The sequence below is a fragment of the Escherichia sp. E1130 genome, from assembly GCF_005781065.1.
In the GTDB taxonomy this organism is placed as follows: Bacteria; Pseudomonadota; Gammaproteobacteria; order Enterobacterales; family Enterobacteriaceae; genus Escherichia.
This window is the reverse complement of the sequence record NZ_VATL01000019.1, coordinates 143,889-169,783: the sequence shown is the minus strand read 5'-3', so window position 1 is coordinate 169,783 and position 25,895 is coordinate 143,889. Positions and strand designations below refer to the sequence as shown.

Sequence of the window (25,895 nt, the reverse complement as noted above, 5' to 3'; positions counted from 1 at the left end):
GCCGCTCGGGAACCCCACCACGGGGTAATGCTTTTTACTGGCTTGCTCCCTCACTGGGAAGCGGGGCGCATCATATCAAATGACACGCCGCTGTAAAGGGTTACGTTGAGAAAAATGAACTGGTTGCGTAATTTTCATCCGTAACGGATTAAAGCCAACCAGTTCTATTTTGCCAGCGATTAAAGAATAATCGTCCGGTTACCGTAAACAAATACACGCTGTGCCAAAACCTGGTAAAGCGCGCGGCTTAATACGTTTTTCTCAACATCACGACCTGCACGCATCATGTCTTCGGCTGTGTAAGTGTGATCCACATGAATGACATCCTGCATGATGATTGGACCTTCATCCAGGTTGTCATTTACATAGTGTGCTGTTGCGCCAATAATCTTCACGCCGCGTTCATAAGCCTGGTGATAGGGGCGTGCGCCAATAAACGCAGGCAAGAACGAATGGTGAATATTGATGATCTTATTCGGGAAGCGCGCGACAAACTCCGGCGTCAGCACGCGCATATATTTCGCCAGCACCACATAATCAGGTTGATGCGCTTCAATGGCATCCGCCATCTTCTGATCGTGCTCGTTGCGGCTTAACCCTTCATGGCTCACCAATTCAAACGGAATATCAAAACGTTCCACCAGAGAACGTAAAGTCTCGTGGTTACCAATAACCGCAGCGATTTCAACATCCAGTCCGCCGTAGTTGGCTTTCATCAGCAGATCGCCTAGGCAATGCGCTTCTTTAGTCACCAGAATGACTATGCGGCGGCGACCTGCGGGATTCAGTTCACGCACTGAACCTTCTGGCAATGCGCTATCGAGATCCGCCAGCAGGGTGGAATCATTAAAAATACCTTCCAGCTCCGTGCGCATAAAAAAGCGCCCGGTACGGTGGTCAACAAATTCATTGTTCTGCACGATATTTAACTCGTGCTTGTAGCAAATATTAGTAATACGCGCGATCAGACCTTTTTGATCCGGGCAAATAGTACGCAGAACTTTACGTTGGAGTGAATGCATTGCTGGAAAAACCTTGTTGAGAGTGTTTGCTAAACCGTACCGTCAACCTTTATTGGCCGCAGCACTTTTTAAATTTTTTACCTGAACCACAAGGGCAGGGATCGTTGCGACCAAACTGCGGACGTGTACCATCAATATAGTACCATTGACCGTTTTCTTTCAAAAATCGCGAACGCTCAATAATCGCCCCGGATTTACCCTTCTCAGTAAAACGAGCGACAAAACTGACATAACCTACGTCGTCACCTTCGTGATATGAACGTTCAAATACGGTCAAACCTAACCATTCGGTATGTGCAAATCCGGCAATTAATTCAGCGCGTAACACCGAGGCGCCACAGGATGGATGCCAGGTTTTAATTAAATAATCTGCGTCGTGCATCACAAAAGCGCAGTAACGCGAACGCATGAGACGTTCGGGATCTGGTGCAACCTTTTCACCAGACACATAAGGGTGGCAACATAGGCTATACTCGACAGCACTACCACAGGGACAAAGCTTAGACACAAATAATCTCCCTGGAAACAATAACGGCGTTTTAACCGCCGGAGTAGCACTATGTTAACCGAGCGGTAGCGATGTGGCTACGGCTGCATTCCAGGGGACGCTTTCAGGAACAATGAGAAAAGTAAAAATAGGGCTGGCGCTGGGATCCGGTGCTGCACGAGGATGGTCGCATATTGGCGTCATTAACGCGCTTAAAAAAATGGGCATTGAAATTGATATCGTCGCAGGATGTTCAATTGGTTCGCTGGTAGGCGCAGCCTATGCCTGTGGTCGATTATCTGCGCTGGAAGAGTGGGTTACCTCTTTTAGCTATTGGGATGTTTTACGACTGATGGACCTCTCCTGGCAGCGCGGTGGACTGCTGCGCGGTGAGCGTGTGTTCAATCGATATCGTGAAATAATGCCAGAAACAGAAATCGAGAATTGTTCACGCCGCTTCGCTGCAGTCGCCACCAATCTAAGCACAGGGCGTGAATTATGGTTTACCGAAGGTGATCTCCATCTCGCTATTCGTGCATCCTGCAGTATTCCGGGCTTGATGGCACCGGTCGCGCATAACGGCTACTGGCTTGTTGATGGCGCAGTCGTTAATCCCATTCCTATCTCTCTTACTCGTGCGTTGGGCGCAGATATCGTAATTGCGGTTGATCTCCAGCACGACGCTCACTTAATGCAGCAAGATCTTCTTTCATTTAATGTCGGTGCTGAAAATGGCGAGAGTGAAGATGATCTCCCCTGGCATGCGCGGCTGAAAGAGCGGCTAAGTAGTATTACTGCGCGTCGAGGCGTCACGGCACCGACAGCAACAGAGATTATGACTACCTCTATTCAGGTATTGGAAAACCGCCTTAAAAGAAACCGTATGGCAGGGGACCCGCCTGATATTCTGATTCAACCCGTTTGCCCACAGATTTCCACGCTCGATTTTCATCGTGCGCAGGCTGCCATTTCGGCAGGACAATTGGCGGTAGAGAAGAAAATGGATGAGCTTTTACCGCTAGTTCGAACTAACGTTTTGACCTGATTTTTTATCTACACTTAAGTTAATTCTGACAGGCACTGATGGCAATAGCATGCCACTATTGAATAAAGCCAGTCAGGGGAGAGAACATGACGCAGCCATTGGTCGGAAAACAGATTCTCATAGTTGAAGATGAAGCGGTATTTCGCTCGCTTCTGGATTCGTGGTTTTCCTCATTGGGAGCGACAACGGTACTGGCGGCTGATGGGGTGGATGCCCTTGAGCTACTGGGAGGTTTCACACCCGATCTAATGATATGTGATATTGCAATGCCGAGAATGAACGGCCTGAAACTATTGGAACATATTCGCAACCGGGGTGACCAAACACCAGTCCTGGTGATTTCCGCTACGGAAAACATGGCAGATATTGCGAAAGCGTTACGTCTGGGCGTGGAAGATGTTTTGCTAAAACCAGTTAAAGATCTCAACCGTCTGCGCGAGATGGTTTTTGCGTGTCTCTATCCCAGCATGTTTAATTCGCGTGTAGAGGAAGAAGAAAGGCTTTTTCGCGACTGGGATGCGATGGTGGATAATCCCACTGCGGCTGCTAAATTATTGCAAGAATTACAACCTCCGGTTCAGCAGGTGATTTCCCATTGCCGGGTTAATTATCGCCAACTGGTGGCCGTTGATAAACCGGGGCTGGTGCTTGATATTGCAGCTCTTTCGGAAAACGATCTGGCTTTTTATTGTCTCGATGTAACTCGCGCCGGACATAATGGTGTCCTTGCCGCCTTGTTATTACGCGCGCTGTTTAATGGGTTATTACAGGAACAGATTGCCCACCAAAATCAGCGTTTGCCAGAGTTGGGAGCGTTATTGAAGCAGGTAAATCATTTACTGCGGCAGGCCAATCTGCCTGGTCAGTTCCCGCTATTAGTCGGCTATTATCATCGTGAATTAAAAAATCTCATTTTGGTTTCCGCTGGCCTGAATGCAACGTTAAATGCTGGTGAACACCAGATTCAAATCAGTAATGGCGTTCCGTTAGGAACATTAGGCAACGCCTATTTGAATCAATTGAGCCAGCGATGTGATGCCTGGCAATGTCAAATTTGGGGAACAGGTGGAAGACTGCGCTTGATGTTGTCTGCGGAATGAGCAAACGATTATATGGGATAAAATTGCATTACGCGCTGGTGTCGGCTGGTGGTACTATCGTCGCCATTCGTTTAAGTAATTGTCTTAATTATGTTAACTCGCCTCCTTTTCAGAACCAGGCCTCGCCAGGGTACTGATATACTGGGATGCGATACAGAAATATGAACACGTTCAATACACGAACAGTCCAGGAGAATTTAAATGGCTGCCATTAATACGAAAGTCAAAAAAGCCGTTATCCCCGTTGCGGGATTAGGAACCAGGATGTTGCCGGCGACGAAAGCTATCCCGAAAGAGATGCTGCCGCTTGTCGATAAGCCATTAATTCAATACGTCGTGAATGAATGTATTGCGGCTGGCATTACTGAAATTGTGCTGGTCACTCACTCATCTAAAAACTCTATTGAAAACCATTTCGATACCAGTTTTGAACTGGAAGCAATGCTGGAAAAACGTGTAAAACGCCAGTTGCTTGATGAAGTGCAGTCCATTTGTCCACCACACGTGACTATTATGCAAGTTCGTCAGGGGCTGGCGAAAGGTTTGGGACACGCAGTATTGTGTGCCCATCCGGTAGTTGGTGATGAACCTGTGGCTGTTATTTTACCTGACGTTATTCTGGATGAATATGAATCCGATTTATCGCAGGATAACCTTGCAGAGATGATTCGTCGCTTTGATGAAACTGGCCACAGCCAGATAATGGTGGAGCCTGTTGCTGATGTGACGGCATATGGTGTTGTGGATTGCAAAGGTGTGGATTTAGCGCCTGGCGAAAGTGTACCGATGGTCGGTGTGGTAGAAAAACCGAAAGCAGATGTAGCGCCGTCTAATCTTGCTATTGTCGGCCGTTATGTTCTCAGTGCTGATATTTGGCCGCTGCTGGCAAAAACCCCTCCGGGAGCAGGTGATGAAATTCAGCTCACCGACGCGATTGATATGCTGATCGAAAAAGAAACGGTTGAAGCCTATCATATGAAAGGGAAGAGCCATGACTGCGGTAATAAATTAGGTTACATGCAGGCCTTCGTTGAATACGGTATTCGCCACAACACACTGGGTACTGAATTTAAAGCCTGGCTTGAAGAAGAGATAGGCATTAAGAAGTAACATCTATCACGATGTTTTCTACGAAACGGCATTGAGTGATCAATGCCGTTTTTTTATAGCGTATTCTTATCAGAGAGTCTTAAAACGGACAATAAAAAATCCCGCCAATGGCGGGATTTTAAGCAAACAGAATCAAGAAAAGATTATTGCTTGATCAGGAAATCGTCGAGGGATTTACCTTGCTCATCCATTGCTTTTTTGATTACAGCTGGAGTACGGCCCTGGCCAGTCCAGGTTTTGGTTTCGCCGTTTTCGTCAACATAGCTATATTTAGCCGGACGCTGTGCGCGTTTAGCTTTGGTGCCAGATTTAACAGCAGCAATGCTATTCAGCAGTTCGTTCGGGTCAATACCGTCAGCGATCAGCATTTCACGATATTGCTGCAGTTTACGAGTACGCTCTTCAACTTCAGCAGCAGCTGCGCTTTCTTCTTCGCGACGTTCGTTAACAACAACTTCTAATTTTTCCAGCATTTCTTCCAGCGTTTCAAGTGTACATTCTCTTGCCTGCGCACGAAGAGTACGGATGTTGTTCAGAATTTTAAGTGCTTCGCTCATTGTAGTAATCTCAAACTTATATTGGGGTGGTTTGTTGAGGTAATAATAGAGCCTTAAATTCAGTTGTGCAATAGCCAGGAATGTAAGGAATTCAAAAATGTTCTTTATTTCGTACCGACAATAAATATCTTTTCATAAAATTAGCCAGAAATGACGTGGCATATAGCCCTATTTACATCGATGCTTTCACATCACTTAAGGTTAAAACTTCCTGATTCATGTCACATTTTATGTGGAGATTAACATGCGCTGGAACCTTTTCACTCTTGGGTATTAGCCCTGTTTATGAAAATCCCCTATTAAGCGAATGATGAAAAGTAGAACAGTCGCAATAAGTGCAAGGACTTCGTATTGCTCTTTCCTGGAGGCCAACTGGGGTTATTACGTGCGCAACAGGTTAAAGATTGTGAATAGTTACCAAGAGTCATTTACGCGTTTATAACAAGCAAGGCCGTGGTAAAGATAGCTCTGAAGGATTATGCCAGTCATTCGTAATGGATGACGAATATACTACTTCTGTGCTCACTGTTACGCTGTAAAACTGACGAATTATGATAAACTCCTGCCAACTTTATTTCATATCATTGAGGGCCTGTGGCTGATGGCGCAGCTATATTTCTACTATTCCGCAATGAATGCGGGTAAGTCTACGGCATTGTTGCAATCTTCATACAATTACCAGGAACGCGGTATGCGCACTGTCGTATATACGGCGGAAATTGATGATCGTTTCGGGGCAGGGAAAGTCAGCTCGCGTATAGGTTTGTCATCACCTGCAAAATTATTTAACCAAAATTCATCATTATTTGATGAGATTCGTGCGGAACACGAACAGCAGACAATTCATTGCGTACTTGTTGATGAATGCCAGTTTTTAACCAGACAACAAGTATATGAATTATCGGAGGTTGTCGATCAACTCGATATACCCGTACTTTGTTATGGTTTGCGTACCGATTTTCGCGGTGAATTGTTTGTTGGTAGCCAATACTTACTGGCATGGTCAGACAAACTGGTCGAATTAAAAACTATTTGTTTTTGTGGCCGCAAAGCAAGCATGGTGCTACGTCTTGATCTGGCGGGTAGACCTTATAACGAAGGTGAGCAGGTGGTTATTGGTGGTAATGAGCGTTACGTCTCGGTTTGCCGTAAACACTATAAAGAAGCGTTAGAGATCGGCTCTTTGACGGCGATTCAGGACAATCATCGGCACGACTAATAAATTTTTCTTTACTGACAGGGTGAATAGGGCGCTTTTATCCTGTCAGTCCGTTTTACTAACTTCTTCCGAGTCATCATCCTTTCTCTATTCTTAATCATCACTCAACGTACCACAGAACGATTTTAGTGCGTCGATGCCTCATTACCTACGAGGTAGAGTTATTTGTCGACAATCTCGCTTTGTGCTCGTTTTCCGACAATGCAAACATGATGAATTAATACAGCTGGATTATTTGAGTTTACATAGCCGTTCTTTGCCTGAAACAAAAAAACGGCCCCGAATGGGACCGTTTATGATGTTATACAGAGCTACCGATTAAGCGGATTTTTTCGCTTTTTTCTCTGCTTTAGCCGGAGCTGCTTCTTTAGCAACGGTTGCGCCTTCTACGTAATCACGACCGTAGTAGGTGTCCAGCAGAATCTGTTTCAGCTCGGAGATCAGCGGATAACGCGGGTTAGCGCCGGTGCACTGGTCATCGAATGCATCTTCAGACAGTTTATCAACGTTTGCCAGGAAGTCTGCTTCCTGAACGCCAGCTTCACGGATAGATTTCGGAATACCCAGCTCAGCTTTCAGCGTTTCCAGCCATGCCAGCAGTTTCTCGATCTTAGCAGCAGTACGGTCGCCCGGAGCGCTCAGACCCAGATGGTCTGCAATTTCAGCATAACGACGACGTGCTTGCGGACGGTCGTACTGGCTGAATGCAGTCTGCTTGGTCGGGTTGTCATTCGCGTTGTAGCGGATAACGTTACAAATCAGCAGGGCGTTTGCCAGACCATGCGGAATGTGGAACTGAGAGCCCAGTTTATGTGCCATTGAGTGACATACACCCAAGAAGGCGTTAGCAAACGCGATACCTGCGATAGTTGCCGCACTGTGAACACGTTCACGCGCTACCGGGTTTTTAGACCCTTCGTGGTAGGACGCTGGCAGATATTCTTTCAGCAGTTTCAGCGCCTGCAGAGCCTGACCATCAGAGAACTCAGAAGCCAGTACAGAAACATATGCTTCCATGGCGTGAGTTACTGCGTCCAGACCACCGAAAGCACACAGGGACTTCGGCATATCCATAACCAGGTTGGCGTCAACAATCGCCATATCCGGGGTCAGAGCATAGTCTGCCAGCGGATATTTTTGGCCAGTTGCGTCATCGGTTACAACCGCGAACGGTGTAACTTCAGAACCGGTACCGGAAGTTGTGGTGACTGCGATCATTTTCGCTTTCACGCCCATTTTCGGGAACTTGTAGATACGTTTACGGATGTCCATAAAGCGCAGCGCCAGTTCTTCGAAATGAGTTTCTGGGTGTTCGTACATAACCCACATGATCTTCGCAGCATCCATCGGGGAACCACCACCCAGCGCGATAATCACGTCTGGTTTGAAGGAGTTCGCCAGTTCTGCACCTTTACGAACAATGCTCAGAGTCGGGTCAGCTTCAACTTCGAAGAACACTTCAGTTTCTACGCCAGCTGCTTTCAGTACAGAAGTGATCTGGTCAGCATAGCCGTTGTTGAACAGGAAGCGGTCAGTCACGATGAGCGCACGTTTGTGGCCATCAGTAATCACTTCATCCAGCGCGATTGGCAGAGAGCCACGGCGGAAGTAGATAGATTTCGGAAGTTTGTGCCACAACATGTTTTCAGCTCGCTTAGCAACGGTTTTCTTGTTGATCAGGTGTTTCGGACCAACGTTTTCAGAGATGGAGTTACCACCCCAGGAACCACAACCCAGAGTCAGGGAAGGCGCGAGTTTGAAGTTGTACAGGTCACCGATACCGCCCTGAGAAGCCGGGGTATTGATCAGGATACGGGCAGTTTTCATTTTCTGACCGAAGTAAGAAACGCGTGCCGGCTGGTTATCCTGGTCGGTGTACAGGCAAGATGTGTGACCGATACCGCCCATAGCAACCAGTTTCTCTGCTTTCTCTACCGCGTCTTCAAAATCTTTCGCACGGTACATTGCCAGAGTCGGGGACAGTTTTTCATGAGCGAATGGTTCGCTTTCATCAACAACAGTCACTTCACCGATCAGAATCTTAGTGTTTTCTGGTACAGAGAAGCCTGCCAGTTCAGCAATTTTATAAGCTGGCTGACCAACGATAGCTGCGTTCAGCGCGCCATTTTTCAGGATAACGTCCTGAACAGCTTTCAGCTCTTTGCCCTGCAGCATGTAGCCGCCGTGGGTGGCAAAACGCTCACGTACAGCATCATAAACAGAATCAACAACAACAACAGACTGTTCAGAAGCACAAATTACGCCGTTGTCGAAGGTTTTGGACATCAGTACGGATGCAACTGCACGTTTGATATCAGCAGTTTCATCAATAACAACAGGGGTGTTGCCTGCGCCTACGCCGATCGCCGGTTTACCGGAGCTGTATGCTGCTTTAACCATGCCTGGACCACCGGTCGCAAGGATCAGGTTAATGTCAGGGTGGTGCATCAGTGCGTTGGAGAGTTCAACAGACGGTTGATCGATCCAGCCAATCAGATCTTTTGGTGCACCAGCAGCAATAGCAGCCTGCAGAACGATATCAGCAGCTTTGTTGGTTGCATCTTTAGCACGCGGGTGTGGTGAGAAAATGATGGCGTTACGGGTCTTCAGGCTAATCAGAGATTTGAAGATAGCGGTTGAAGTCGGGTTAGTTGTTGGAACGATACCGCAGATAATACCGATTGGTTCAGCGATAGTGATGGTACCGAAAGTGTCGTCTTCAGACAGAACACCGCAGGTCTTTTCATCTTTGTAGGCGTTATAGATATATTCAGAAGCAAAGTGGTTTTTGATCACTTTATCTTCAACGATACCCATGCCGGATTCGGCAACGGCCATTTTGGCGAGTGGGATTCGAGCATCTGCGGCAGCCAGAGCGGCGGCGCGGAAGATTTTGTCAACTTGCTCTTGAGTGAAACTGGCATATTCACGCTGGGCTTTTTTTACACGCTCTACGAGTGCGTTAAGTTCAGCGACATTAGTAACAGCCATAATGCTCTCCTGATAATGTTAAACTTTTTTAGTAAATCATCTGCTCGAATACGAGAGTATAGTCAGTGCGATGATGATTTGCTTAACCTTTGAAAATCAAAATCTTACTCGTGCTCACACTCACTGTGATTTACTAAAAGAGTTTAAACATTAGAGTCATTTATCTCTAATGCGTCACTTCCAGGTGGCGTAAGCAAGATTACTCACTTCTGGGTACCGATTAAGTGATCCAGATCAAAATTTCGCGAAGCTGACACCTTTCAGCTCCGCTTTTAGCCATAATAGCTAATAGTTAATAAATTGTAGTATTAATTGTTGGCTACCTTAGCATGTTTTGTACGACTAGATAACAATAATGAATGATAGTAATTTTAGATAGTTAGGAGGTGAAAAATGCTGACAAAAGGCGTATTGTCAGCACGTATTTTTACCCTTGTTTAAAGATAACATTATCCGGCTTTTGCTTCGGAGCTAACCGTGATTCAGACACTTTTTGATTTTCCCGTTTATTTTAAGTTTTTCATCGGGTTATTTGCGCTGGTTAACCCGGTAGGGATCATCCCCGTGTTCATCAGTATGACCAGCTATCAGACTGCGGCAGCGAGAAACAAAACAAATCTGACCGCCAACTTGTCTGTAGCCATTATTTTGTGGATCGCACTGTTTCTCGGCGACACGATTCTGCAACTTTTTGGAATATCTATTGATTCGTTCCGCATCGCGGGCGGCATACTGGTCGTGACAATTGCAATGTCGATGATCAGCGGTAAGCTTGGCGAGGATAAACAGAACAAACAAGAAAAATCAGAAACCGCAATTCGTGAAAGCATTGGCGTTGTACCGCTCGCATTACCTCTGATGGCAGGACCAGGGGCAATCAGTTCAACTATCGTATGGGGAACGCGTTATCACAGCATTGGTTATCTGTTCGGTTTTTTTGTAGCGATCGCGTTGTTCGCTTTATGTTGCTGGGGTTTATTCCGCATGGCACCCTGGCTGGTGAGGGTGCTGCGTCAGACTGGCATCAACGTCATTACCCGTATTATGGGGCTCTTGCTAATGGCATTAGGGATTGAATTTATCGTCAACGGTATCAAAGGGATTTTCCCGGGTCTGCTCAATTAATTCCTTTCATATGAAACGGAGTCATGATGCTCCGTTTCTTTCATCACTATTTTTACTGCAAGCCAACGTAGTTAACAAAAGAAATAGATAATTTTATCCCCATTTTACAGATAGTTATAAGACTATCCTTATCTGGCGATCCACAACATCATGTTATTTTCATCACATCATAATCCTGGGCCTTGCTGAAGAATAATTGAAATGATATTAGTAATTCTACTGGCTTTGGCAGAGAAAAGTGCTAAATAGCATTCATTTGTTAAATTATTGTGCGTATTTTCTATCTGGACTATAACCGGAAAAGGCAGTATTGCTTTCTCTAGTTATATCCCTTTGTTTTTAAATTATTTTATTGATTGGATAACGAGGGGTATACGTACTGGTATGGTTAGTAAAAGAGAATTGCGTAACAATTTTGCAAAATGTATTGGCGGGCAAGAAGGGCATTTGATACTTTTCGGCCAACCGTTTGGCGATTTTTATTGGCAATGAGAATGATTTGCGATTAAAAGACGCTGCAAAAAATAATGTGTCTCGACAGGGGAGACACAGTAAGAATCGACATAAGGTGGTCATCTGAATCACCAGAATAAATAAAGTCGGTGATAGCAATTAGTAACGATAAAGCAACCTGGCAGCAAAAAGTCTCCGAGCTGTACAGGTATCCTAATCCGGGATTACACATGCTGGTAAAAACCAGTAATTATAATGAGGGAGTCCAAAACACAATGACCAACATCACCAAGAGAAGTTTAGTGGCAGCAGGCGTTCTGGCTGCGCTTATGGCAGGGAATATCGCACTGGCAGCTGATGTACCCGCAGGAGTCACACTAGCGGAAAAACAAACGCTGGTTCGCAACAATGGTTCTGAAGTTCAGTCATTAGATCCGCACAAAATTGAAGGGGTTCCTGAGTCTAATATCAGCCGTGACCTGTTTGAAGGTTTGCTGGTTAGCGATCTTGATGGTCATCCGGCCCCTGGCGTGGCTGAATCCTGGGATAACAAGGACGCTAAAGTCTGGACGTTCCACCTGCGTAAAGATGCGAAATGGTCTGACGGCACGCCAGTCACGGCACAAGACTTTGTGTATAGCTGGCAACGTTCTGTTGATCCGAACACCGCTTCTCCCTACGCAAGCTACTTACAATACGGGCATATTGCGGGTATTGATGAAATACTGGAAGGGAAGAAACCAATTACCGATCTCGGTGTTAAAGCCCTCGATGACCACACATTAGAAGTCACCTTAAGTGAACCTGTTCCGTACTTCTATAAGTTACTGGTTCACCCATCTACTTCCCCGGTGCCAAAAGCCGCTATTGAGAAATTTGGCGAAAAATGGACCCAGCCAGGCAATATCGTTACTAACGGCGCCTATACATTAAAAGATTGGGTTGTTAACGAACGTATCGTTCTTGAGCGCAGCCCGACCTACTGGAATAACGCTAAAACGGTAATTAACCAGGTGACCTATTTACCGATCGCTTCTGAAGTTACCGATGTTAACCGTTATCGTAGCGGCGAAATCGATATGACTTATAACAACATGCCGATCGAACTGTTCCAGAAACTGAAAAAAGAAATCCCGAACGAAGTTCACGTTGATCCATACCTGTGCACTTACTATTACGAGATTAACAACCAGAAACCGCCATTCAATGATGTGCGTGTGCGTACCGCACTGAAACTGGGTATGGATCGCGATATCATTGTTAATAAAGTCAAAGCGCAGGGCGATATGCCGGCCTATGGTTACACGCCGCCATATACCGATGGCGCAAAACTGACGCAACCAGAATGGTTTGGCTGGAGCCAGGAAAAACGTAACGAAGAAGCGAAAAAACTACTGGCAGAAGCGGGCTATACCGCAGACAAACCGCTAACGATTAATCTGTTATATAACACGTCCGATCTGCATAAAAAGCTGGCGATTGCCGCCTCTTCACTGTGGAAGAAAAATATCGGCGTGGACGTTAAACTGGTTAACCAGGAATGGAAAACATTCCTCGATACCCGCCACCAGGGTACTTTCGATGTGGCCCGTGCAGGCTGGTGTGCAGACTATAATGAACCAACTTCCTTCCTGAACACCATGCTGTCGAACAGTTCGATGAACACCGCGCATTATAAGAGCCCGGCCTTTGACAGCATTATGGCGGAAACCCTGAAAGCTACAGACGAGGCGCAGCGCACGGCGTTGTACACGAAAGCAGAGCAACAGTTGGATAAAGATTCGGCCATTGTTCCGGTTTATTACTACGTGAACGCGCGTCTGGTAAAACCGTGGGTTGGGGGTTATACCGGTAAAGATCCGTTGGATAATACCTACACCCGAAATATGTACATTGTGAAGCACTAATGGCAATGCGTGGGGCAGGTGTATCCTGCTCCACGGTGTCTGCTTTTTATCGCATTACAGAAGGCACAGGCCAGAAGGTACGGCAATGTTAAAATTTATTCTACGTCGCTGTCTGGAAGCGATTCCGACGCTATTTATTCTTATTACTATTTCGTTCTTTATGATGCGCCTCGCGCCGGGAAGTCCCTTTACCGGCGAACGTACATTACCGCCAGAAGTAATGGCCAATATTGAAGCGAAATATCATCTTAACGATCCCATCATGACGCAGTATTTCAGCTATCTGAAACAACTTGCTCATGGCGATTTCGGCCCTTCATTTAAATATAAAGATTATTCGGTCAATGACCTGGTCGCATCCAGTTTTCCCGTTTCAGCAAAACTGGGAGCTGCTGCATTTTTCCTCGCAGTGGTACTGGGCGTTAGTGCTGGCGTTATTGCCGCATTAAAACAAAACACCAAATGGGACTATACCGTCATGGGATTGGCTATGACGGGAGTGGTTATACCAAGCTTTGTCGTTGCGCCATTATTAGTCATGATATTCGCGATCATTTTGCATTGGCTACCGGGCGGTGGCTGGAATGGTGGGGCGCTGAAATTTATGATCCTGCCGATGGTTGCCTTATCACTGGCTTATATCGCCAGTATTGCGCGTATTACCCGTGGATCAATGATTGAAGTTTTACACTCCAACTTCATTCGTACCGCACGCGCGAAAGGTCTGCCCATGCGGCGCATTATTTTCCGCCACGCATTAAAACCTGCGTTGCTACCGGTACTTTCTTATATGGGACCCGCATTTGTTGGCATTATCACCGGTTCTATGGTTATCGAAACCATTTACGGTTTGCCGGGCATCGGACAATTGTTTGTTAATGGTGCCTTGAACCGTGACTATTCATTGGTGTTAAGCCTGACCATTCTGGTTGGTGCTTTAACCATTTTGTTCAATGCCATTGTCGATGTGCTATATGCGGTTATCGACCCGAAAATCCGTTACTGATACTGGAGCTCGCGATGATGTTAAGTAAGAAAAACAGCGAGACGCTGGAGAATTTCAGTGAGAAGCTGGAGGTCGAAGGCCGCAGTTTATGGCAGGACGCACGTCGACGTTTTATGCATAACCGTGCAGCAGTGGCCAGTCTGATTGTACTGGTGCTTATTGCACTGTTTGTTATCCTGGCGCCGATGCTCTCGCAATTTGCCTATGACGACACCGACTGGGCGATGATGTCCAGCGCCCCGGATATGGAATCTGGTCACTACTTTGGTACCGACTCTTCCGGTCGCGATCTGCTGGTGCGCGTTGCAATTGGTGGGCGCATCTCATTAATGGTTGGTGTTGCTGCAGCGTTGGTGGCAGTAGTCGTAGGAACGCTTTATGGTTCACTTTCCGGTTATCTTGGCGGCAAGGTGGATTCCGTAATGATGCGCCTGCTGGAAATCCTCAACTCCTTTCCGTTCATGTTCTTCGTCATTTTGCTGGTGACCTTTTTCGGTCAAAACATCCTGCTGATTTTCGTAGCGATTGGGATGGTTTCCTGGCTGGACATGGCACGTATCGTGCGTGGTCAAACCCTTAGTCTGAAGCGCAAAGAGTTTATTGAGGCGGCACAAGTTGGCGGTGTATCTACGCCCGGCATTGTGATTCGCCACATTGTGCCGAATGTGCTTGGTGTGGTGGTGGTCTATGCCTCTCTGCTGGTGCCCAGCATGATCCTCTTTGAGTCTTTTCTTAGCTTCCTGGGACTGGGTACGCAAGAGCCATTAAGTAGTTGGGGCGCATTGCTCAGTGATGGCGCGAACTCGATGGAAGTCTCTCCGTGGTTGCTGCTATTTCCGGCAGGTTTCCTTGTGGTGACACTGTTTTGTTTCAACTTTATCGGCGATGGCTTGCGTGATGCCCTCGACCCGAAAGATCGTTAAGGAGTGTAGCCATGAGCGTAATTGAAACTGCAACCGTGCCACTCGCACAGCAACAGGCTGACGCACTGCTGAACGTGAAAGATTTGCGAGTGACATTTAGCACCCCGGACGGCGATGTCACGGCGGTCAATGATTTAAATTTTTCCCTTCGTGCCGGAGAAACTCTGGGTATCGTTGGCGAATCTGGCTCCGGTAAGTCGCAAACCGCGTTTGCTTTAATGGGGCTGCTGGCGGCTAACGGACGCATTGGTGGATCGGCAACCTTTAATGGGCGCGAAATCCTCAATCTGCCAGAACGTGAACTTAATAAACTGCGTGCTGAACAAATCTCGATGATTTTTCAGGACCCGATGACCTCGTTAAATCCATACATGCGCGTCGGCGAGCAGTTGATGGAAGTGCTGATGCTGCATAAAGGTATGGGCAAGGCCGAAGCGTTTGAAGAATCGGTACGAATGCTCGATGCGGTGAAAATGCCAGAAGCGCGTAAGCGTATGAAGATGTTTCCTCATGAGTTTTCTGGCGGCATGCGTCAGCGTGTGATGATTGCGATGGCGTTGTTGTGCCGACCTAAATTGCTGATTGCCGACGAACCGACTACTGCGCTGGACGTGACAGTACAGGCGCAGATCATGACGCTATTGAATGAACTGAAACGGGAATTTAATACTGCCATTATCATGATCACCCACGATCTCGGCGTAGTCGCGGGGATCTGTGACAAAGTTCTGGTGATGTACGCTGGGCGCACGATGGAATATGGCAACGCGCGCGATGTCTTTTATGAACCCGTTCATCCTTATTCTATCGGTTTACTCAATGCGGTGCCGCGTCTTGATGCGGAAGGTGAAACGATGTTGACCATCCCGGGTAACCCGCCAAACCTGCTGCGTTTGCCGAAAGGTTGCCCGTTCCAGCCGCGTTGTCCGTATGCGATGGAGATTTGCAGTAGCGCGCCGCCGCTGGAAGAGTTCACGCCAGGCCGACTGCGTGCCTGCTTTAAACCGGTGGAGGAACTGTTATGAATGCTGTAACCGAAGGAAGAAAAGTCCTCCTCGAAATTGCCGATTTGAAAGTGCACTTTGAGATCAAAGATGGCAAACAGTGGTTCTGGCAACCGCCGAAAACCCTTAAGGCCGTTGATGGTGTGACGCTCAGGTTATATGAAGGGGAAACGTTGGGCGTCGTAGGGGAATCAGGTTGCGGTAAGTCTACCTTTGCTCGCGCTATCATTGGTTTGGTCAAGGCCACCGATGGTCATGTTGCCTGGTTAGGTAAAGAGTTGCTGGGCATGAAACCTGATGAATGGCGTGCCGTCCGCAGTGATATTCAGATGATTTTCCAGGACCCGTTGGCATCGCTAAACCCGCGTATGACCATCGGCGAGATCATCGCTGAACCGCTGCGTACCTATCATCCGAAAATGTCACGCCAGGAAGTTCGCGGGCGCGTGAAGGTGATGATGATGAAAGTCGGCTTGCTACCTAACCTGATTAACCGCTATCCGCATGAGTTCTCCGGCGGTCAGTGTCAGCGTATCGGGATTGCGCGTGCGCTAATCCTTGAACCGAAGCTGATTATCTGCGACGAACCGGTGTCGGCACTGGATGTGTCAATACAGGCGCAGGTGGTGAATTTACTCCAGCAGTTGCAACGTGAGATGGGATTGTCATTAATCTTTATCGCTCACGATCTGGCCGTGGTAAAACACATTTCCGATCGCGTGCTGGTGATGTATCTCGGCCATGCGGTAGAGTTGGGGACGTATGATGAGGTTTACCACAATCCGTTGCATCCCTATACCAAAGCATTGATGTCGGCAGTCCCCATTCCAGATCCTGATCTGGAGAAGAACAAATCTATCCAGTTACTGGAAGGGGAATTACCATCGCCCATCAACCCGCCTTCTGGTTGTGTGTTCCGCACTCGTTGCCCGATAGCCGGTCCGGAGTGTGCCAAAACACGCCCGGTGCTGGAAGGCAGTTTCAGACATGCCGTCTCTTGCCTGAAAGTAGACCCATTATAACGTGTTAAGGGCTGGCAGATTGCCGGCCCTTTTTCATGGGAGGTACAGGTGACAGGACATCTTTCAGAGTATCGCCAACGGGTTTATCATTTCCTTTTTGATCAGCATACGAAAACCGGGCGACGCTGCGAGGCGCTGTTTGGTTTCCTCGCATTGTTAAGCGTTGGCGCTGTCTTCATAGAATCCGGTATTGGATCGCAATTCCAGCTAACTTACGACGAATGGCATATCTTTGTTTGGGTAGAATTCTTCTTTACTTTTGTCTTCACGATCGAGTATTTCCTGCGAATATTAAGCTGGCCGAATCCGGTACGTTATGTTTTTAGCTTTTGGGGATTTATCGATCTGGCCACCATTTTGCCGCTGTATTTCATCTGGCTATGGCCTGAAATTGGTTTTACTTATTTATTTGCCTGGCGAGCGATGAGAGCGATTCGTGCGTTGCGAATTTTGCGCCTGCTCCGCTTTATGCCTGCCTTAAACAGTCTATGGCGGGCGATAAATAATGCCCGCCATCAGTTGATTCTTTTTTATGCTTTTATTGCCATTGTGATGATCGTCGCTGGGGCGTTAATGTACGCCATAGAAGGTGCATCAAACGAATTTAACTCGCTTGGCACAGCCGTATACTGGGCGATAGTGACGGTAACCACCGTTGGTTATGGTGATATTACACCACATACTGCGGCAGGAAGGATGGTGGCTTCGGTATTAATCTTGATTGGCTACTCAGTCATTGCAATTCCGACGGGGATTATTACTGCGCAACTCACCAGTGAACTTGAACAGACTAAAAAACTTCTCTGTTGTCCTAAATGCAATACCCAACATCATGCACACGATGCGAAGTATTGTCGTATTTGTGGCAATGAACTGGGAGGAGGGGAAAGATAGATGTGTAAAAGGAAGAACGGATGTGACGCAGCTACGTCACATCCGATGGCAAGCGTTATTCCCGCCAGATAATATGGCAAAGTTTGTGATCTTTTTCGCGGCATAACAAAATACGGGCGAAAATATCGTTGATTTCGCCATCTTCACTGTCTGCCAGACCAATCACCACTTCGGCAAAAAAGTCCGGGTTCAAGTCGAAATCAACATGTTCCTGCCAGTCTTCTGCCGGGTCAAATAACTCTGCACCACCGCGCTCTTCAAACTGCAGATTGAACAACAGAACATCAGCCGGATCGAGATTATCAGCGGCCAGTTCAAGAAAAATATCGTAGGCCTGCTCAAGCGTTTCATCTTCAGTCAGGCGATTGTTTAAATCCATATCCATAGTCACTACCTGTTTAATCTCTGTTGGCGACGTTTTACAGCAACGGGCTGAAGAAGTAAAACAGTCGCTCGGCGACACGTTGCCAGAGTGGACGTTTTAACCACAGCCGCGCATCGAGCAGACGCGAACGCGAAATATAGTCGTCCTGAACGGCAGCCAGATCGGCACCAAAACCTTTATCGTCAATAGCCAGCGTGATTTCAAAATTCAGCCACAGACTACGCATGTCGAGGTTAACGGTGCCAACCAGACTTAATTCGCCATCGACCAGCACGCTCTTGGTATGCAGTAACCCACCTTCAAACTGATAAATCTTAACCCCAGCAGCAAGTAGTTCTGTAAAGAATGCGCGACTGGCCCAGCCTACCAGCATTGAGTCATTTTTCCTCGGCAAAATAATACTGACATCAACCCCGCGTTGCGCCGCCGTGCAGATTGCGTGAAGTAAGTCATCGCTGGGGACGAAGTAGGGCGTCGTCATGATTAAATATTCACGAGCTGAATAAGCTGCAGTCAGCAAAGCCTGATGAATCAGGTCTTCCGGGAATCCAGGGCCGGAAGCGATGGTATGAATCGTATGACCGCTGGCCTGCTCGAACGGCATAATATTGACATCAGGCGGTGGTGGTAAAATACGTTTTCCCGTCTCAATCTCCCAGTCGCAAGAGTAGATAATTCCCATCGCGGTGGCGATAGGGCCTTCCATGCGAGCCATCAGATCAATCCATTGTCCTACGCCCGCATCCTGTTTGAAGAAGCGCGGATCGACCATATTCATGCTGCCGGTGTAGGCAATGTAGTTATCGATCATGATCATCTTGCGGTGCTGGCGCAGGTCCATGCGGCGTAAGAATACGCGCATCAGGTTAACCTTTAAGGACTCGACCACTTCGATACCGGCATTTCGCATTAACTCTGGCCACGGGCTACGGAAAAAAGCAACACTCCCCGCAGAGTCGAGCATTAATCGGCAATGAATACCGCGTCGTGCGGCGGCCATCAAAGATTCTGCCACCTGGTCTGCCATACCGCCTGGTTGCCAGATATAAAACACCATCTCAATGTTATGGCGAGCGAGTTGAATGTCGCGGATTAACGCCTGCATCACATCATCAGACTCGGTCATCAGTTGCAGTTGATTACCCTTGACCCCGGCGATCCCCTGACGACGCTCACAGAGCTTAAATAACGGTCCAGCGACGCTGCTATTTTCTTCAGCAAAAATATGCTTACAGGCTTTAAGATCGTTAAGCCATTTCGCCGTGGAAGGCCACATCGCTCTGGCGCGTTCGGCACGGCGTTTGCCTAAATGCAGTTCGCCAACGGCCAGATAAGCAATAATTCCGACCAATGGCAGAATGTAAATGATCAACAGCCAGGCCATGGCGGAGGGAACTGCGCGTCGTTTCATTAGAATGCGTAAAGTTACGCCTGCAATGAGCAACCAGTATCCCAGAATGGCCAACCAACTCACCAACGTATAAACGGTTGTCATAGATTAGAAATCCTTTTGAAAGCGCATTGTTATGAGTTTACGCATATGGATTCATCTGGCAAATAAAAACGCGGTAAAAGCACTGGTCAGCGTCGGGACCGGGGGTATAATGACCGCTCTGTTATTGCATAGAGTAGTTAACATGAAGCGGAGTAGAACGGAAGTGGGGCGCTGGCGCATGCAGCGTCAGGCTAGCCGACGGAAATCGCGTTGGCTTGAGGGGCAGTCACGCCGAAATATGCGTATCCACAGCATCAGGAAGTGCCTTCTAAACAAACAGCGAAACTCGTTATTGTTTGCGATCTACAATATCTAAATGTTCTGGGCACCAACGCGGTGCCCATTAAGATTATCTTTCCGCCGTTAAAATCTATTTTTGCGCAGATTCATTGTTGTCAGTTTTGGTTTCGTCGTCATTGTTATCGCTGAAAATGCCATGCCCGGAATTCAGCAACATCGAGACGAGCATATCATTATTAATTTCTTCCCCATTGAGAATACGCGCCAGTATCTCGCTACCAAATAGCTGCGGTGAAAGAATAATATCCGGATGCACCATCTTAATCTTATTCAGGTTTTTGCTATCACTGACGGCAAGCACGGTTTTAACATCTTTGCTCATATCTTTCGCCGACAGAACGACAAAAGCATTATCGGCGTCATTATCACTTAACGCCAGAATAGCTCGACAGTGATCAATTCCCGCTTTTTTTAGTACTGAACTGTCATTGCTGTCACCGGGGATAACATCGGCATTGTCACCGAGTCTTTGTTCAAGCTGTTTTATGTCATCCTCTGGCAGGTTGCTGATAACCGTGACGTTTTGTCCGCGTTGATTCAGTTGCAGAATCGTGTTGATTGCCAGAATGGAATGCCCGCAAACAATAAAGTGATCTTTACGATGCATTGTATGATTGTTTCCTTTCACAAGTTTATTGAATCCTCCGCGGATAAGCGGGCCGAAAATCGAGGTCATGGAGGTGGCAAAAACGGTAATACCGGAAATAATGACCGAAATAGTAAACAGGCGCGCTGATTCAGAAACCGGGACGATATCGCCGTAGCCCACGGTTGACATAGTTTCTATCGAAAAATAGAACGCGGTCATTAGACTCTCTATTCGCGGATTAAAACCTTCGCTTAAATAAAGTGCGCCGTAGGTAGAGTAAAACAGTAACGTCGTAAAACTAATAAAAGCAAAAATTGTCCCGGCCGCAGCACTACTGTGAGAGAAGTCTTTACGCAGCACCAACAAAATTATCAAGGTAAAGATGCAAAAACCAATGCTGAATTTCAGCCATGGATAAAAGTGCAGAGTGTAAATCAGCGTTATCAGCAATAAAATGATACTGATAGCCCATGCCAGCTTTGCCCGAAATAGCAAGCCGATCGAGTTCAAAACAAGAAAGACGCCGAGCATAAACAGTGGCGCATTGGCCAGCAAGGAGAGGTCAAGTTCTGAAAACGCCTGGATATGGAAAATATCGAGCAGATTGACCGACATGCCATAAATTGTTTTAAAAATAAGCAATCCATTTGAAAGGACCGCCAGCGCGATAACATCGTGCCGCAGGGTCACCCATAAATTTACCGCTGTTTGCTTGAATGTAGCCCAGTGACTCACTGATACCTCTGTAACCACAATTTTGTTTAATTATCTTCACGCGTACAGAATGTGAAAAACATGCGGCACGTGAATGTGTTAAACCATAGTAGATGACTTTATCCGCAGCAATCAAAGGTTTTGATTGATCAAAACCGAATCAGGCAGAGAAATTTTGTCATTATTAGACGGAGATGCCGAGGGTATATAGGGAGATACAGATAAAGTTATTATCTGTTTGTGGTGGTGGATTGGGGGTATCGGTAAATATAAAGAAAAAACAAGAGCACGGTTTCTGTCACCGCGCCCCTGGATGTTGATATTCAGAACACTTTCTTAAAGGGTTTCACGGAAACTTGCTCATAGACTCCCGCAGCCACGTATGGATCGGCATCTGCCCAGGCCTGGGCTGCTTCCAGCGATTCAAATTCAGCAATAACGGTTGAGCCAGTAAATCCTGCGGCGCCTGGATCGTTACTGTCTACCGCTGGCATTGGACCGGCGGTCAGCAGACGCCCTTCATCATGCAGTAACTGCAAACGTGCTAAATGTGCCGGACGAACGGAAAGGCGCTTTTCGAGGCTATCGGCTTTGTCTTGAGCGTAAATAACATACAACACGGGCACAACTCCTTGTTCGGAAAAGTTATAAAGTACGTTATTTGAAAGGGCGAAGATCTGCAACGGAAAGATGATGTCTTTGTTAAGGCGTCACTAAAAGTAAGGTTAATAGCGCCAAAAATTGCGTTTTCACTGATCCTGATCGCCTTGTCTTATTGAATATGATTGCTATTTGCATTTAAAATCGAGGCCTGGTTTTTTTACTGAAACGATTATGACTTCAATGACCCTTGATTTACCTCGCCGCTTCCCTTGGCCGACGTTACTTTCGGTCTGCATTCATGGTGCTGTTGTGGCGGGTCTACTCTATACCTCGGTACATCAGGTTATTGAACTACCTGCGCCCGCGCAGCCGATTTCTGTCACCATGGTTGCCCCGGCCGAACTTGAGCCGCCACAAGCCGTTCAACCGCCGCCGGAACCAGTGGTGGAGCCAGAACCGGAGCCTGAGCCGATACCAGAACCGCCAAAAGAAGCACCGGTAGTCATTGAAAAGCCGAAGCCGAAACCTAAGCCAAAACCGAAGCCGGTGAAAAAGGTACAGGAGCAGCCGAAACGCGATGTCAAACCGGTAGAGTCACGTCCGGCGTCACCGTTTGAAAATACGGCACCTGCTCGCCCAACATCAAGTACGGCAACGGCTGCAACCAGCAAACCGGTCACAAGTGTCGCGTCTGGTCCACGGGCATTAAGCCGTAATCAGCCGCAGTATCCGGCGCGCGCGCAGGCACTACGCATTGAAGGGCAGGTTAAAGTTAAATTTGACGTCACACCGGATGGTCGCGTGGATAACGTACAAATTCTTTCAGCCAAACCGGCGAACATGTTTGAGCGCGAAGTGAAAAACGCGATGCGCAGATGGCGTTATGAGCCGGGCAAACCTGGAAGTGGGATTGTGGTGAATATCCTGTTTAAAATTAACGGCACCACCGAAATTCAATAAACAGAAAATCAAAAGCCTCCGACTTGGAGGCTTTTGATTATTACTCTACAGGTAAGGCACGAGGCTTTCCTTCAGGGTCGACGGCAACATACTTAAATAACGCTTCCGTCGCTTTATAGCGCTGCCCAATCGGTTCAGACGCCACTTTTTTCACCCATACTTCAATATTAATGCTGACTGATGTCGTCCCTTTTTGGAGACAGCGCGCATAGCAGCACACCACATCACCAACCGCAACTGGCCGTAAGAAAGTCATTCCTTCAACCCGCACGGTCACGACGCGACCGTGGGCAATTTCTTTTGCCAGAATGGCACCGCCAATATCCATCTGCGACATCAACCAACCACCAAAGATATCGCCATTGGCATTGGTATCGGCAGGCATGGCTAAAGTACGTAAAACAAGATCGCCCTGAGGGACGTTAGGTGTTGTAGACATGGTAAAACCGACATAAAAGGAAAATCACAGGCGCGATGCTACTATGATTTTCCAAATGAGAACAGAGGATATGCAGCGCCGGCCCCGAAGGGCCGGCAGACAGATTATGATTTATCTTCCTGCGGCATATGGCGGTAGATATAAATACCGCTTAACAGTGTGAAGATTAAGGTGAGGGCGGTCAGACCGAACACTTTGAAGTTGACCCAAATATTTTGCGGTAGCCAGAATGCGATGTAGATATTCGCCAGACCACAAAGAATAAAGAAGACTGCCCAGGCCAGGTTCAGCTTCGACCATACTGGCTGCGGTAGAGTGAGTTCTTTACCCAGCATCCGCTGAATCAGCGGTTTTTTCATTACCCATTGGCTAACCAACAAAGCACCGGCAAACAGAGCGTAGATGACGGTGACCTTCCATTTAATAAACTCATCATTGTGGAAGAACAGCGTCAGACCACCGAAAACGACCACCAGAACAAAGGTGATCAGGGCCATCTTCTCAACTTTCCGGAAGCGAACCCAGCTATAAATAAGCACAATTGCCGTGGCGACGATGAGCGCCGCAGTTGCCGCATAGATGTCATAAATTTTGTAGAACGCGAAGAAGACAACTAGCGGTAAAAAATCAAGAAACTGCTTCATTTTACGATTCCGTAATCAAATACTTCAGGTTATTGGCGAATCAACATGTACAGGCGGAACAGATAGATAAGCAATACGGCTGAAATCAGGTTGCTTAAAGTATTCGCCAGTACGGCACCAATTTCCGGGGTTAATGCGGCAAACGAAGAGGCAAACAGCAGCAACAGTGTTTTTGCCAGTAACCAGCTTAGTACTGCAGGTGCCACCAGACGCATATTCGCCCATGTCAGCCGCATACTGCTGCGCATAGAGGCGAAAACGCCCATTTTATCCTGCACCAACATCACCGGCGCCAGTGCCAGTAAAATGGCCATTAAAATCCCCGGAACGACCACCAGCATGATGCCAATCTGTACTAAAAGGGTAGTCAGAAAAATCAGAATAAATAACTTTGGCAATATCGGCGCACTGGCACCAATAGCGCGTAGCGCACTGACTCTCTGACCCGCAGACACCAGTTGGATGATTAATATTACGCCTCCGGCGAGTATGGCGTTACCGATTAATCCTGAAAAAGTGGACGCAGCGGAAGCACGCAGCAAAATTTGTTGCTGTTCCGGGGACATATTTTGCACCAGATCGAACAACCCACCGCCGCCACTAACGGGCGCGCCGTCATTGAGCTGCGCAAGCTGTGCGTCACTGGGTGAGAAAACATGTCCTAACACCACTGTGATAAATGCACAAAGCAACGATACCAACAGAATGGTCATAAATTGATTACGGAAGAAATTTCCGGTGTCACGGTATACGGACTGCGCCGTGATAGACATGCACTCTCCTTGAGTTTTATGCAGGTGTTAATTAGCGGGCAATTGTACCCTGGTTATCCCTTCAGTGGCAGCATCACGACTTGTATGGAAAAGCATATCTTTGTAAAGCGCAGGTAATCCACAGCGTGCGTGGGTGCGATCACAGGATCCATTGCTTTCTCCAGACACGACAAATTCCTGACAAGCAGAAGGGCTGTTTGCATAAATACCGCAACTTACCGCCTGCTTAAAAGGCCAATAAGGTAGCAAAAGAATACTTTCGGAGATGGAAAGCATTCAAATTGATTTGAATCATGTTAACCAGGATTTGCGATACAACTTCTAAATTAATTCAGATCAATAAATGGTCATTTAGCGAATGCAATGTGATCTATGTAGGATCATTTGTTACTCCAATGTAGGTATATTCGTCACGTTTTTATAACCATAACGACGGAGCGAACATGAAAAAATTAACAGTGGCGGCATTGGCAGTCAGTACACTTCTCTCTGGTAGCGTCTATGCTCACGAAGCAGGCGAGTTCTTTATTCGTGCAGGTTCGGCAACGGTACGTCCAACGGAAGGCGCGGATGGAACTCTGGGAAGCCTGGGTGGCTTTAGCGTGACCAATAACACCCAACTGGGCCTGACCTTCACCTATATGGCGACTGATAACATTGGTGTGGAATTGCTGGCGGCATCTCCGTTTCGTCATAAGGTTGGCACAGCCACAACCGGGGATATTGCGACAGTCCACCATTTACCGCCAACACTGATGGCACAATGGTATTTTGGCGATTCCGGCAGTAAATTCCGTCCTTACATTGGTGCGGGTATTAACTACACCACCTTTTTTAATAATGACTTCAATGACACCGGTGAAGGTCTTGGTTTATCCGACCTTAGTCTGAAGGATTCATGGGGCGTGGCGGGACAAGTAGGTGTGGATTATCTCATCAACCGTGACTGGTTGCTTAATATGTCGGTCTGGTACATGGATATCGACACTGAGGTGAAATATAAATCCAATGGCGCAGTGCTGCCTGCAGGACGCTATTCTGACAACGTACGCCTCGACCCGTGGGTATTTATGTTCTCTGCGGGTTACCGCTTCTAATTTTTTACCATCAATAAACCGCCAGATATTT

25 protein-coding genes and 1 pseudogene are annotated in these 25,895 nt (G+C 47.3%); 14 read left to right on the top strand and 12 right to left on the bottom strand.

The window, feature by feature from the left end:
• Window positions 1–179 precede the first annotated feature (179 nt).
• Window positions 180–1,022 (bottom strand): formyltetrahydrofolate deformylase, encoded by an 843-nt coding sequence (purU, locus tag FEK66_RS18495; RefSeq protein ID WP_130208904.1) that lies wholly within the window; start codon window positions 1,020–1,022, stop codon window positions 180–182.
• 49 nt (window positions 1,023–1,071) lie between these two features.
• The gene (locus tag FEK66_RS18490; RefSeq protein WP_130208902.1) at window positions 1,072–1,530 is read right to left on the bottom strand and encodes a YchJ family protein; all 459 of its coding nucleotides are present in this window, start codon (window positions 1,528–1,530) and stop codon (window positions 1,072–1,074) included.
• Between the two features lie 112 nt (window positions 1,531–1,642).
• Between FEK66_RS18490 and rssA the strand changes: the two genes are divergently transcribed.
• From rssA to galU, 3 genes are all read left to right on the top strand, one after another.
• A complete protein-coding gene (gene rssA, locus FEK66_RS18485) occupies window positions 1,643–2,554 on the top strand; it encodes a patatin-like phospholipase RssA (protein ID WP_130208900.1) in 912 nt (303 codons plus the stop codon).
• A gap of 86 nt (window positions 2,555–2,640) precedes the next feature.
• On the top strand, window positions 2,641–3,654 hold the full coding sequence (gene rssB, locus FEK66_RS18480) for a two-component system response regulator RssB (protein ID WP_130216020.1): 1,014 nt from the start codon (window positions 2,641–2,643) through the stop codon (window positions 3,652–3,654).
• A gap of 201 nt (window positions 3,655–3,855) precedes the next feature.
• A complete protein-coding gene (gene galU, locus FEK66_RS18475; RefSeq protein WP_130208896.1) occupies window positions 3,856–4,764 on the top strand; it encodes a UTP--glucose-1-phosphate uridylyltransferase GalU in 909 nt (302 codons plus the stop codon).
• 143 nt (window positions 4,765–4,907) lie between these two features.
• On the opposite strand, the gene hns is transcribed toward galU, so the two are convergent.
• The gene (gene hns, locus FEK66_RS18470; protein WP_105289150.1) at window positions 4,908–5,321 is read right to left on the bottom strand and encodes a histone-like nucleoid-structuring protein H-NS; all 414 of its coding nucleotides are present in this window, start codon (window positions 5,319–5,321) and stop codon (window positions 4,908–4,910) included.
• A 601-nt stretch (window positions 5,322–5,922) separates the two neighbouring features.
• Between hns and tdk the strand changes: the two genes are divergently transcribed.
• Complete coding sequence (gene tdk, locus FEK66_RS18465; RefSeq protein ID WP_130208894.1) at window positions 5,923–6,540, top strand: thymidine kinase; 618 nt, start codon at window positions 5,923–5,925, stop codon at window positions 6,538–6,540.
• Window positions 6,541–6,858: 318 nt separating this feature from the next.
• Here the strand turns inward: tdk and adhE are convergent, their stop codons facing one another.
• Complete coding sequence (gene adhE, locus FEK66_RS18460) at window positions 6,859–9,531, bottom strand: bifunctional acetaldehyde-CoA/alcohol dehydrogenase (RefSeq protein WP_130216022.1); 2,673 nt, start codon at window positions 9,529–9,531, stop codon at window positions 6,859–6,861.
• A 477-nt stretch (window positions 9,532–10,008) separates the two neighbouring features.
• Here adhE and ychE point away from each other — a divergent pair, with 477 nt between their 5' ends.
• The 7 genes from ychE (at window position 10,009) to FEK66_RS18425 (ending at window position 17,865) form a co-directional block, all read left to right on the top strand.
• Window positions 10,009–10,656 carry an NAAT family transporter YchE gene (gene ychE, locus FEK66_RS18455; RefSeq protein WP_000616766.1) on the top strand — a complete coding sequence of 216 codons (648 nt, stop codon included), beginning with the start codon at window positions 10,009–10,011 and terminating at the stop codon, window positions 10,654–10,656.
• 728 nt (window positions 10,657–11,384) lie between these two features.
• Window positions 11,385–13,016, top strand: coding sequence for an oligopeptide ABC transporter substrate-binding protein OppA (oppA, locus tag FEK66_RS18450; protein ID WP_130208890.1), 1,632 nt, complete (start codon window positions 11,385–11,387; stop codon window positions 13,014–13,016).
• An 85-nt stretch (window positions 13,017–13,101) separates the two neighbouring features.
• Window positions 13,102–14,022 carry an oligopeptide ABC transporter permease OppB gene (gene oppB, locus FEK66_RS18445; RefSeq protein ID WP_001516507.1) on the top strand — a complete coding sequence of 307 codons (921 nt, stop codon included), beginning with the start codon at window positions 13,102–13,104 and terminating at the stop codon, window positions 14,020–14,022.
• A 14-nt stretch (window positions 14,023–14,036) separates the two neighbouring features.
• Window positions 14,037–14,945 carry an oligopeptide ABC transporter permease OppC gene (oppC, locus tag FEK66_RS18440; protein ID WP_000979659.1) on the top strand — a complete coding sequence of 303 codons (909 nt, stop codon included), beginning with the start codon at window positions 14,037–14,039 and terminating at the stop codon, window positions 14,943–14,945.
• 11 nt (window positions 14,946–14,956) lie between these two features.
• Window positions 14,957–15,970, top strand: coding sequence for a murein tripeptide/oligopeptide ABC transporter ATP-binding protein OppD (oppD, locus tag FEK66_RS18435; RefSeq protein ID WP_130208888.1), 1,014 nt, complete (start codon window positions 14,957–14,959; stop codon window positions 15,968–15,970).
• Window positions 15,967–16,971 carry a murein tripeptide/oligopeptide ABC transporter ATP-binding protein OppF gene (gene oppF, locus FEK66_RS18430; RefSeq protein ID WP_135493830.1) on the top strand — a complete coding sequence of 335 codons (1,005 nt, stop codon included), beginning with the start codon at window positions 15,967–15,969 and terminating at the stop codon, window positions 16,969–16,971. Before oppD ends, oppF begins: the two co-directional genes overlap by 4 nt.
• Before the next feature lie 48 nt (window positions 16,972–17,019).
• Window positions 17,020–17,865, top strand: a complete 846-nt coding sequence (locus tag FEK66_RS18425; protein ID WP_135493832.1) for a potassium channel family protein — start codon at window positions 17,020–17,022, stop codon at window positions 17,863–17,865.
• Between the two features lie 55 nt (window positions 17,866–17,920).
• On the opposite strand, the gene FEK66_RS18420 is transcribed toward FEK66_RS18425, so the two are convergent.
• Window positions 17,921–18,250 carry an HI1450 family dsDNA-mimic protein gene (locus FEK66_RS18420; RefSeq protein ID WP_000366958.1) on the bottom strand — a complete coding sequence of 110 codons (330 nt, stop codon included), beginning with the start codon at window positions 18,248–18,250 and terminating at the stop codon, window positions 17,921–17,923.
• A gap of 34 nt (window positions 18,251–18,284) precedes the next feature.
• On the bottom strand, window positions 18,285–19,745 hold the full coding sequence (gene cls / locus FEK66_RS18415; protein ID WP_130208884.1) for a cardiolipin synthase: 1,461 nt from the start codon (window positions 19,743–19,745) through the stop codon (window positions 18,285–18,287).
• A gap of 142 nt (window positions 19,746–19,887) precedes the next feature.
• Here cls and FEK66_RS18410 point away from each other — a divergent pair, with 142 nt between their 5' ends.
• Window positions 19,888–20,061: a YciY family protein gene (locus FEK66_RS18410; protein ID WP_122983112.1), complete on the top strand. Its 174-nt coding sequence runs from the start codon at window positions 19,888–19,890 to the stop codon at window positions 20,059–20,061.
• A gap of 54 nt (window positions 20,062–20,115) precedes the next feature.
• Here the strand turns inward: FEK66_RS18410 and kch are convergent, their stop codons facing one another.
• Together kch and FEK66_RS18400 are read right to left on the bottom strand one after the other, a co-directional pair.
• A complete protein-coding gene (kch, locus tag FEK66_RS18405) occupies window positions 20,116–21,369 on the bottom strand; it encodes a voltage-gated potassium channel protein (protein WP_130259718.1) in 1,254 nt (417 codons plus the stop codon).
• A gap of 302 nt (window positions 21,370–21,671) precedes the next feature.
• A complete protein-coding gene (locus FEK66_RS18400) occupies window positions 21,672–21,968 on the bottom strand; it encodes a YciI family protein (RefSeq protein ID WP_000967596.1) in 297 nt (98 codons plus the stop codon).
• Between the two features lie 223 nt (window positions 21,969–22,191).
• Between FEK66_RS18400 and tonB the strand changes: the two genes are divergently transcribed.
• On the top strand, window positions 22,192–22,911 hold the full coding sequence (gene tonB, locus FEK66_RS18395; protein WP_064528843.1) for a TonB system transport protein TonB: 720 nt from the start codon (window positions 22,192–22,194) through the stop codon (window positions 22,909–22,911).
• 40 nt (window positions 22,912–22,951) lie between these two features.
• Here tonB and yciA read toward each other — a convergent pair whose 3' ends face one another.
• From yciA to FEK66_RS26040, 4 genes and pseudogenes are all read right to left on the bottom strand, one after another.
• Window positions 22,952–23,350, bottom strand: coding sequence for an acyl-CoA thioester hydrolase YciA (gene yciA / locus FEK66_RS18390; RefSeq protein ID WP_130208879.1), 399 nt, complete (start codon window positions 23,348–23,350; stop codon window positions 22,952–22,954).
• Window positions 23,351–23,454: 104 nt separating this feature from the next.
• Entirely contained in the window at window positions 23,455–23,994 is a 540-nt protein-coding gene (locus tag FEK66_RS18385; RefSeq protein ID WP_000808667.1) for a septation protein A, read from the bottom strand.
• Window positions 23,995–24,023: 29 nt separating this feature from the next.
• Window positions 24,024–24,767, bottom strand: coding sequence for a YciC family protein (locus FEK66_RS18380; RefSeq protein WP_130208877.1), 744 nt, complete (start codon window positions 24,765–24,767; stop codon window positions 24,024–24,026).
• A 27-nt stretch (window positions 24,768–24,794) separates the two neighbouring features.
• Window positions 24,795–25,009, bottom strand: a pseudogene (locus FEK66_RS26040) (YkgJ family cysteine cluster protein); the annotation flags it as partial.
• Window positions 25,010–25,210: 201 nt separating this feature from the next.
• Here FEK66_RS26040 and ompW point away from each other — a divergent pair.
• A complete protein-coding gene (ompW, locus tag FEK66_RS18375; protein WP_130259719.1) occupies window positions 25,211–25,864 on the top strand; it encodes an outer membrane protein OmpW in 654 nt (217 codons plus the stop codon).
• Window positions 25,865–25,895 lie beyond the last annotated feature (31 nt).

What these genes read in the sequence shown, in the direction of transcription:
- rssB (WP_130216020.1), top strand. Translation starts at nt 2,641, where the DNA reads ATGACGCAGCCATTGGTCGGAAAACAGATTCTCATAGTTGAAGATGAA.
- galU (WP_130208896.1), top strand. Translation starts at nt 3,856, where the DNA reads ATGGCTGCCATTAATACGAAAGTCAAAAAAGCCGTTATCCCCGTTGCG.
- oppD (WP_130208888.1), top strand. Translation starts at nt 14,957, where the DNA reads ATGAGCGTAATTGAAACTGCAACCGTGCCACTCGCACAGCAACAGGCT.
- FEK66_RS18385 (WP_000808667.1), bottom strand. Translation starts at nt 23,994, where the DNA reads ATGAAGCAGTTTCTTGATTTTTTACCGCTAGTTGTCTTCTTCGCGTTC.
- cls (WP_130208884.1), bottom strand. Translation starts at nt 19,745, where the DNA reads ATGACAACCGTTTATACGTTGGTGAGTTGGTTGGCCATTCTGGGATAC.
- purU (WP_130208904.1), bottom strand. Translation starts at nt 1,022, where the DNA reads ATGCATTCACTCCAACGTAAAGTTCTGCGTACTATTTGCCCGGATCAA.
- yciA (WP_130208879.1), bottom strand. Translation starts at nt 23,350, where the DNA reads ATGTCTACAACACCTAACGTCCCTCAGGGCGATCTTGTTTTACGTACT.
- tdk (WP_130208894.1), top strand. Translation starts at nt 5,923, where the DNA reads ATGGCGCAGCTATATTTCTACTATTCCGCAATGAATGCGGGTAAGTCT.
- oppA (WP_130208890.1), top strand. Translation starts at nt 11,385, where the DNA reads ATGACCAACATCACCAAGAGAAGTTTAGTGGCAGCAGGCGTTCTGGCT.
- adhE (WP_130216022.1), bottom strand. Translation starts at nt 9,531, where the DNA reads ATGGCTGTTACTAATGTCGCTGAACTTAACGCACTCGTAGAGCGTGTA.
- oppB (WP_001516507.1), top strand. Translation starts at nt 13,102, where the DNA reads ATGTTAAAATTTATTCTACGTCGCTGTCTGGAAGCGATTCCGACGCTA.
- hns (WP_105289150.1), bottom strand. Translation starts at nt 5,321, where the DNA reads ATGAGCGAAGCACTTAAAATTCTGAACAACATCCGTACTCTTCGTGCG.
- FEK66_RS18410 (WP_122983112.1), top strand. Translation starts at nt 19,888, where the DNA reads ATGAAGCGGAGTAGAACGGAAGTGGGGCGCTGGCGCATGCAGCGTCAG.
- FEK66_RS18380 (WP_130208877.1), bottom strand. Translation starts at nt 24,767, where the DNA reads ATGTCTATCACGGCGCAGTCCGTATACCGTGACACCGGAAATTTCTTC.
- tonB (WP_064528843.1), top strand. Translation starts at nt 22,192, where the DNA reads ATGACCCTTGATTTACCTCGCCGCTTCCCTTGGCCGACGTTACTTTCG.
- rssA (WP_130208900.1), top strand. Translation starts at nt 1,643, where the DNA reads ATGAGAAAAGTAAAAATAGGGCTGGCGCTGGGATCCGGTGCTGCACGA.
- oppC (WP_000979659.1), top strand. Translation starts at nt 14,037, where the DNA reads ATGATGTTAAGTAAGAAAAACAGCGAGACGCTGGAGAATTTCAGTGAG.
- oppF (WP_135493830.1), top strand. Translation starts at nt 15,967, where the DNA reads ATGAATGCTGTAACCGAAGGAAGAAAAGTCCTCCTCGAAATTGCCGAT.
- ompW (WP_130259719.1), top strand. Translation starts at nt 25,211, where the DNA reads ATGAAAAAATTAACAGTGGCGGCATTGGCAGTCAGTACACTTCTCTCT.
- FEK66_RS18420 (WP_000366958.1), bottom strand. Translation starts at nt 18,250, where the DNA reads ATGGATATGGATTTAAACAATCGCCTGACTGAAGATGAAACGCTTGAG.